Genomic DNA, 631 nt, shown 5'->3' on the forward strand with positions numbered 1-631 from the left:
CGCCGCGCGCAACGCGCCGGCCCGGCCGGTCTGCATCAGCGCATCGACCAGCGCCGCCTGCCGGGCATGGCGCTTGTCCCGGCCCTGGACATAGCCATGGCCGACCTCGCCCGAGGCCAGCTGCACGGCACAGCGCGTCACCGTCATCTCGCCCAGGTTAAACGGTGCCCCGGTGCCGCCCATCCGGCCGCGCACCATCACCCCGCCACATTCCGGCGGGCGCAGCCAGCTGAACTCCGGCGCCTCGCCCAGGTCGGAAAACAGCGCATCCAGCCGCGCCGGCGGCGCCTTGGCCAGCAGGCTCATCCATTCCTTGCGGGCGACGGTAGCATCAAGAGCGGTCATCTAGACACCTTGCGGATTTGTCTAATTCACTATACAACTAGACAAATCCTAGCGCAATTTGGCGGCACCCGGCAAGGGGTCCGATGTGAAGTTTTCATGAACACACCCCGCACCCCGGTCTGGAAATCCATTGCCGCCACGCTGGAAGGCGATATTGCCTCGGGCCATTACGCCCCCGGCGACAAGCTGCCGACCGAGGCGGCGCTGGCCGCCCGCTTCGGGGTCAACCGCCACACCGTGCGCCGTGCCCTGGCCGACCTGGGCGGCCGCGGCATCCTGCGCTCGC

At 68.5% G+C, this 631-nt stretch carries 2 protein-coding genes; one reads left to right on the forward strand and one right to left on the reverse strand.

The annotated features are described in order from the left end of the window. Positions 1–345, reverse strand: a 345-nt coding sequence (gene phnG / locus CVM52_RS26350; protein WP_100165102.1) for a phosphonate C-P lyase system protein PhnG, incomplete at its 3' end; no start/stop codon positions are given. Positions 346–441: 96 nt separating this feature from the next. Here phnG and CVM52_RS26355 point away from each other — a divergent pair. Beyond that, on the forward strand, positions 442–631 hold a 190-nt coding region (locus CVM52_RS26355; RefSeq protein ID WP_133120029.1), incomplete at its 3' end, for a GntR family transcriptional regulator.

Source organism: Pseudooceanicola lipolyticus (assembly GCF_002786325.1).
Taxonomy (GTDB): domain Bacteria; phylum Pseudomonadota; class Alphaproteobacteria; order Rhodobacterales; family Rhodobacteraceae; genus Pseudooceanicola_C; species Pseudooceanicola_C lipolyticus.